The 422-nt window shown below is 67.1% G+C and carries 1 protein-coding gene; it reads left to right on the top strand.

What is annotated here, in order from left to right; all coding sequences use genetic code 11:
• Positions 1 to 220, top strand: a 220-nt coding sequence (locus tag EOA29_RS40325; protein WP_189479211.1) for a toprim domain-containing protein, incomplete at its 5' end; no start/stop codon positions are given.
• Between the last annotated feature and the right edge of the window lie 202 nt (positions 221 to 422).

Consider the following 422-nt stretch of genomic DNA (forward strand, 5'->3'; position numbering starts at 1 on the left):
GCTCTATATCGCCCGTGACAATGATCCGGCCGGTGACGGAGCAGTGGCAACTCTCATCGAACGCACCAATGCGGCCGGTATCGAGGCGATGGTCCTGGTGCCGCAGCTCGGCGACTTCAATGAGGACCTGCGCCTGCTCGGTGCCGACGCCTTGAGGGCGATGCTGCGGGTCCAACTCGCGCCGCAGGATGTCGAACGCTTCATGACGTCCGCGGCCTGACTGGAAAGGGAAGGGGAGCGGCGTGCCGGCGTTTTCGTGGCTCGGGTGCGCAAGGGACCTCCGTTGAGGAGAGGGCCGGCCCAAGGCCTTCAAGAGGGCGATAGGGCGCCGGCCGATCCAGACAGGCAATGGCTGCGCCCGGCTATTTTCCGGCGGCCCTTGCCAACCCAGGCGGCAAGTCACGGGGAGCCCCCCTTCGGGC

This window comes from Mesorhizobium sp. M1E.F.Ca.ET.063.01.1.1 (genome assembly GCF_003998155.1).
Taxonomy (GTDB): domain Bacteria; phylum Pseudomonadota; class Alphaproteobacteria; order Rhizobiales; family Rhizobiaceae; genus Mesorhizobium.